The sequence below is a fragment of the Aeromonas sp. HMWF017 genome (assembly GCF_003061465.1).
Classification (GTDB): Bacteria; Pseudomonadota; Gammaproteobacteria; order Enterobacterales; family Aeromonadaceae; genus Aeromonas; species Aeromonas veronii.
Genome location: NZ_QAJD01000030.1, coordinates 84,583 through 90,822, shown reverse-complemented (window position 1 = coordinate 90,822; position 6,240 = coordinate 84,583). Strand labels below are relative to the sequence as shown.

5 protein-coding genes and 1 pseudogene are annotated in these 6,240 nt (G+C 58.8%); 2 read left to right on the top strand and 4 right to left on the bottom strand.

What is annotated here, in order from left to right; all coding sequences use genetic code 11:
- The 4 genes and pseudogenes from DBR30_RS02605 to DBR30_RS02590 form a co-directional block, all read right to left on the bottom strand.
- A pseudogene (locus DBR30_RS02605) lies at positions 1-352 on the bottom strand (transposase); the annotation flags it as partial.
- Entirely contained in the window at positions 336-1,163 is an 828-nt protein-coding gene (locus DBR30_RS02600) for a TnsA endonuclease C-terminal domain-containing protein (RefSeq protein WP_258224260.1), read from the bottom strand. The gene DBR30_RS02600 and the pseudogene DBR30_RS02605, both read right to left, overlap by 17 nt.
- A 143-nt stretch (positions 1,164-1,306) precedes the next feature.
- Positions 1,307-3,139 (bottom strand): glutamine--fructose-6-phosphate transaminase (isomerizing), encoded by a 1,833-nt coding sequence (gene glmS / locus DBR30_RS02595; RefSeq protein WP_108540591.1) that lies wholly within the window; start codon positions 3,137-3,139, stop codon positions 1,307-1,309.
- A 56-nt stretch (positions 3,140-3,195) separates the two neighbouring features.
- Positions 3,196-3,969, bottom strand: coding sequence for a DeoR/GlpR family DNA-binding transcription regulator (locus DBR30_RS02590; protein WP_108540594.1), 774 nt, complete (start codon positions 3,967-3,969; stop codon positions 3,196-3,198).
- A 122-nt stretch (positions 3,970-4,091) separates the two neighbouring features.
- On the opposite strand from DBR30_RS02590, the gene blrA reads away from it, so the two are divergent.
- Positions 4,092-4,766 carry a beta-lactam response regulator transcription factor BlrA gene (gene blrA, locus DBR30_RS02585; protein ID WP_033138557.1) on the top strand — a complete coding sequence of 225 codons (675 nt, stop codon included), beginning with the start codon at positions 4,092-4,094 and terminating at the stop codon, positions 4,764-4,766.
- A complete protein-coding gene (blrB, locus tag DBR30_RS02580; RefSeq protein ID WP_108540597.1) occupies positions 4,763-6,184 on the top strand; it encodes a beta-lactam sensor histidine kinase BlrB in 1,422 nt (473 codons plus the stop codon). The genes blrA and blrB overlap by 4 nt, the downstream gene beginning before the upstream one ends.
- The last annotated feature ends 56 nt before the right edge of the window (positions 6,185-6,240 follow it).

Below are 6,240 nucleotides of genomic sequence, written 5' to 3'. Positions count from 1 at the left end.
TTTTTTTGGTTGTAGCCTGTGTGGCAATAATTTTATTTACAACCCTGTTCCTTGCTCTAGGAAACATGCACTCCGGATTGGATATTAGGGGTTGAATAAGTTGATAATTTTTATCACGCAGCTCTCCTGCCTTTGTCCCTTCATCAGGCTGTGCATAGTAAAGCTTGGCATAGGGGTCTTCGATCCGCAGCAACACTTCGTTATCGATAGCGTCTAGCAATACCTGTCGCGCGATCACGGAAGGAAACGCAGCCTCGTCATCCAGAGAAATCCAGACTATTTCATCCAGCTGTTCAGCAAGAATGCGGTAGGTAATCCCTTCAACGCTGATAACTTCATTGATTCGAAACACGTAACGCCCCCGACATCGCCTCAATATTCTCCAACTGCAAATCCCCGGCTTTCAACTTGGTCACTGGCGTCAAGATGTCGAACAGAAACCAGCGCTGAGCCAGCAGCTGTCTAATCTCCAACAATGATTGCCCCATGGGTTGCTGGTAGGCCGTATCCAGCTGTTTGGCCATCTCAATTACGCTTCTCTCTGGATCATTCTGAAAGTGATGCTGATAGAACGCCGCTCGCTCCACCAGGACATCAATTTCTATCTCATCCCGTTGTGCCGGATAGAGCCAACTGATGTTTTTCGTAACCACGCTGGGAATGTCCTTCTCCGTGATTAGCCACCAAGGAATTCCTTTTTGTAACCAATAGCGTCGTTCCAGCTCCAATTTCTCAATGGTTCTGGTATCACTCAGTGCTTCAGCATACTTGGCTTGCAATGCGAATTTGGGTTGACTGGTGTCTGTGGTGTTGACGAGAAAATCTGAACTCATCACTTGGAGAACGCCGCGAACGGATGGGTGATCTATCCCGGACTCCAAAGCCAGTCCCTTGGTATCTTCCAACCGAAGAGGAAATTGCTCACGAATATCTACCGTTGAACGACTCCACTCCAAAAGCAAGAATACGGCCAACTCCAGATCTGACAGCAAATGGTGGGTTCGTTGCGATTTATGGCCAAAGACACGATGTGAACGACCTTGAGAGGATAGGTCTCTAACGGTTAACCATGGTTTGTAATCAGAACCATGGCCACTACCTCTCCCTTCACGTAGCCACTTCTGATTCTGCAACACGGTATTGACGTACTTTTTCCCAGCCATGAAAAAACCGCCCAGCCATTGCTCATAAATTAAGCTTAGCTAGGGCGGCTTTGGTATTCAACTTTATTACTTAGTATCCAACTATATTACCTGGCATCCAACTTTATTACTCGAATACAAGAAAGTGACTTATCAAAAGTGACTTACTCAACGGTCACCGATTTTGCCAAGTTTCGCGGCTGGTCGACGTCGGTGCCCTTGATCAGGGCAACGTGGTAGGAGAGCAGCTGCAGCGGCACGGTATAGACGATGGGGGCGATCACCTCTTCCACGTGGTTGAGGTTCATGACCCGCATGGTCTCGTCGCTCTTGAAGCCGGTATCGGCATCGGCGAACACGTAGAGGATACCGCCACGGGCGCGCACCTCTTCCACGTTGGACTTGAGCTTCTCCAGCAGATCGTTGTTCGGCGCCACCACAATGATGGGCATCTCGGCATCGATCAGCGCCAGCGGGCCGTGCTTCAGTTCGCCAGCGGCATAGGCTTCGGCGTGGATGTAGGAGATCTCTTTGAGCTTGAGTGCCCCTTCCATGGCGATGGGGTACTGGCTGCCACGGCCGAGGAACAGGCTGTGCTGCTTGTCGGCAAACTCTTCGGCCAGGGTTTCGATATCCTTGGCCAGCGCCAGGCTCTCTTTAATACGCAGCGGCAGGGCTTGCAGCGCCTTGACCAGTTCGGCCTCGGCGGCGGCGCTCAGGTGACCACGGCAGTGACCGACCGAGGCCACCAGCATCAGCAGGCCAGCCAGCTGGGTGGTGAATGCCTTGGTGGAGGCCACACCAATTTCTGCCCCCGCGCGGGTCATAAAGGCCAGATCCGATTCACGCACCAGCGAGGAGCCCGGCACGTTGCAGATAGCCAGCGAGCTCATGTAGCCGGATTCCTTGGCCAGACGCAGCGCCGCCAGGGTATCGGCGGTCTCGCCGCTCTGGGAGAGGGTCACCAGCAGGCTGTTGGGGCGCACTACCGATTTGCGATAGCGGAACTCGGAGGCGATCTCCACATCGCAGGAGACGCCAGCGATCTCTTCGAACCAGTAGCGAGCCACCATGCCGGAGTGATAGGAGGTGCCGCAGGCGACGATCTGCACGTGCTCGACCTTGTCAAAGATGGCGCGAGCGCCGTTGCCGAACGATTCGACCACCACGTGATCGCTGCCCAGACGCCCTTCCAGGGTGTTGGTGATCGCTTTGGGCTGCTCGTGGATCTCTTTGAGCATGTAGTGACGGTATTCGCCCTTGTCACCGGCATCGTGGGAGAGTTCGGACTCCTGCTCTTCGCGCACCACGGCGTTGCCGTTGGTATCGAAGATATGCACGTCACGGCGGGTCACTTCGGCCACATCACCCTCTTCCAGGAAGATGAAACGACGGGTCACCGGCAGCAGCGCCATCTGGTCGGAGGCGATAAAGTTCTCGCCGATACCGCGGCCGATCACCAGCGGTGAACCGGAGCGGGCCACCACCACGCGGCTGTCGTCGCGGCCGTCCATCACCACGGTACCGTAGGCACCGCGCAGCTGCTTCACCGCAGTCTGCATGGCGGCCAGCAGGCTACCGGCGCTCTTCAGCTCGTGATGGACCAAATGGGCAATCACCTCGGTATCGGTGTCGGAGCTGAACACATAACCCAGCGCCTTCAACTCTTCCCGCAGCTCTTCGTGGTTCTCGATAATGCCGTTGTGCACCACCACGATATGCTCGGAGACGTGGGGGTGGGCATTGCGCTCGGAAGGCTCGCCGTGAGTGGCCCAGCGGGTATGGGCGATGCCGGTGCCGCCGTGGACGGACTGCTCGTCAAGCGCCTTGGCCAGCTCGGCCACCTTGCCCAGACGGCGAACCCGCTGCAACGGCTGGTTGGCGCTGAACACGGCCACACCGGCAGAGTCATAACCGCGGTACTCCAGACGGCGCAGGCCCTCTACCAGAATTTCAGCCACATCACGTTGGGCAACAGCCCCGACGATGCCACACATACACTTCTCCTTGAGATGCAAATCGTAAAGTCAGTTGGATGGTTCAGAGCTCGATGTCAGCAAGTGACCGGGGTGCAGATAAGCGTCACCCCCTGGGCTTGAATCTGTTCTCTGGCCTCGCTGGCCAGCCCCTCGTCGGTCACCAGGGTATGGATGCTCGACCAGGGAAGTTCGAGATTGGGGATCTTGCGGCCGATCTTTTCCGATTCGACCATCACAATGACCTCCCGCGATACCTCGGCCATGACCCGCGACAGGCCAACCAGCTCGTTGAAGGTGGTGGTGCCACGTTCCGGGTCGATACCGTCGGCACCGATAAAGAGCTGGTCGAAGTCGTAGGAGCGCAGCACCTGTTCCGCCACCTGCCCCTGGAAGGATTCGGAGTGAGGGTCCCAAGTGCCACCGGTCATTAACAGGGTAGGCTCATTTTCCAGCTCGCGCAGGGCTCCGGCCACATTGAGGGAGTTGGTCATCACGATGAGGCCGCGCTTGTTGCCCAGCATGGGGATCATGGCGCTGGTGGTGCTGCCGCTGTCGATGATGACGCGGTTGTGATCACGCAGCCGCTCGGCCGCCGCACGGGCAATGGCTAACTTTCGGTTCGAAACTTGTTCAGGGTTGACCTCGACCACCATCTCGCTCGGCAAAGGGACAGCACCACCGTAACGGCGCAGCAGCAGACCGCCGGTCTCCAGTACCGCCAGATCTTTACGGATGGTCACTTCGGAGGTAGAAAAGTGTTTGGCGAGGGCGTCGACGCTCACTTCACCCTGCTCTTGTACCAGGGTCACTATGGTGTGTCGGCGTTGTTGAGTATTACGTTTGGTCATTTTTAAGTTTCGATTCGAAAGAACATCGAAATATTAGCCCCTTTTTCGGAAAAATAAAACAGCAAATAGGATCCGATTTGGTTCGATGCCAGAATGGGGTGCCAATTTGCGACGAGGATGCCATGCAAAAGAGAGTCATCTGGCTGGTGGAGGATGAGGCCAGCATCGCCGACACCCTGATTTATGCCCTGCAGACCGACGGGTTCGAGGTGGAGTGGTTCATGTTGGGCCAACAGTTGCTGACACGACTGGAACAGACGCGACCAGACTTCCTGATCCTCGATGTGGGGCTGCCCGACATCAGCGGTTTCGAACTCTGCAAGCAGGTGAGGGCGCTGACCGATATTCCCCTGATGTTCCTCACCGCCCGCAGCGAGGAGATAGACCGGCTGATCGGGCTGGAGATCGGGGCCGACGACTATGTGGCCAAACCCTTCTCGCCACGGGAAGTGTGCGCCCGGGTGCGGGTCATCCTGCGCCGCAGCCAACCTGTCGCCCCCCAACCCAGCGCCCTGCTGGTGCTGGATGAGGAGCGGGCCCGCATTCACTTTCGCGGCCAACCGCTGGCCCTCACCCGCTACGAATATCTGCTGCTCAAGACCCTGATGCAGGCGCCGGGGCGGGTCTACTCCCGCCAGCAGCTGATGGATCTGGTGTGGCAGGATGCAGAAGAGAGTCTGGATCGCACCGTCGATACCCATATCAAGACCATCCGCGCCAAGCTGCGCGAGCATGATCCCGAGGCCAACCTGATCCTCACCCACCGCGGGTTGGGCTACAGCCTGGAGCTGGCATGAGACTCGGGCTGCAACTGCTGTGCGGCCTGCTGCTGATCTTCGCGCTAGCCGCCTGGTTCGTGCTGGAGATCTTCGTCGAGGAGATAAAACCCGGGGTGCGCAGCGCCACTGAGGATACTCTGGTAGACATGACCCAGCTGCTGGCGCCGCTCGCCCTCGATGATCTGCAAGAGGGCAATATGATGAACGGGCGGCTAGCCAGCGCCTTCGCCCGCCTCAACCAGAATCCCATCAATGCGATGATCGACGGCCACCTCAAGCAGCAGGCGGAGTACCGCATCTATGTCACTGACCGGCAGGGTATGGTGATTTACGACTCCGACGGCACGGATCTGGGCAAGGACTATTCGCGCTGGAACGATGTCTACCGTACCCTGCGCGGCCAGTATGGTGCCCGCAGCACCCGCACCGATCCCGACGATGCCGCCAGCTCGACCATGTATGTGGCGGCCCCGCTGCGGGAAGGAGCCGAGATCATCGGCTCCCTCACCGTCGCCAAACCGAACCGCACCCTGATGCCCGCCATCGAACGCGGGGAGCAGGAGCTGCTGCGAGCCGGCGGCCAGATGCTGCTCATCTCGCTGCTGATAGGCAGCCTGCTGGTGTGGTGGCTAAACCGCGCTATCGGCAAGCTGGTGCACTATGCCGACTCGGTCAGCAAGGGGGAGGCGGCACCGCTGCCACGGCTGCACACCGTCGAACTGGATCGGCTCGGCCGTTCGCTGGAGACCATGCGCCACCAGCTCGATGGCAAAAGCTACATCGAGGACTACGTCCACAGCCTGACCCACGAGCTGAAGAGCCCGCTGGCCGCCATTCGCGGGGCAGGGGAGATTTTGGCCGAAACGCCGCCCCCCGAGGTGGCCAAACGCTTTATCGGCAACATCAATCTGGAAACCGCCCGCATGCAGCAGCTGATCGAGCGAATGCTGCAACTGGCGCGACTGGAGTCGGGGCAGGGGTTGGATCGCCAGTCGGTGGAACCGGCAAAACTGGGCAAGCGCACCCTCGATGCTCGCCAGATCATTGCCCAGCGCCGCCAGGTCGAGTTGGTGGCCGAACTGGCCAGCGCGCCGAAACAGAAGTGGGACCCGCTGCTGGTGGAGCAGGCCATCGGCAACCTGCTGGATAACGCCATCGACTTCTCTCCCGCCAACGGGCAGGTCACCCTGAGCGGCAGCCAGCAGGAGGAGGGCTACTGTTTTCGGGTCACCGACAGCGGCCCCGGCATCCCCGACTACGCATTGCCGCGCATCTTCGAACGCTTCTACTCCCTGCCACGACCGGACAAGGGCAAGAGCAGCGGTCTGGGGCTCAGCTTCGCCCATGAGGTAGCCCACCAGCATGGCGGCCGTCTGACCCTGAGCAACCGGCCGGAAGGGGGCGCGCTGGCGGAACTCTGGCTGCCGTTCGCCTAGCCCCCCGCAACTTCACATTCCCCACACAAAGCGGCATTAGACTGCCGCTTTCTCTC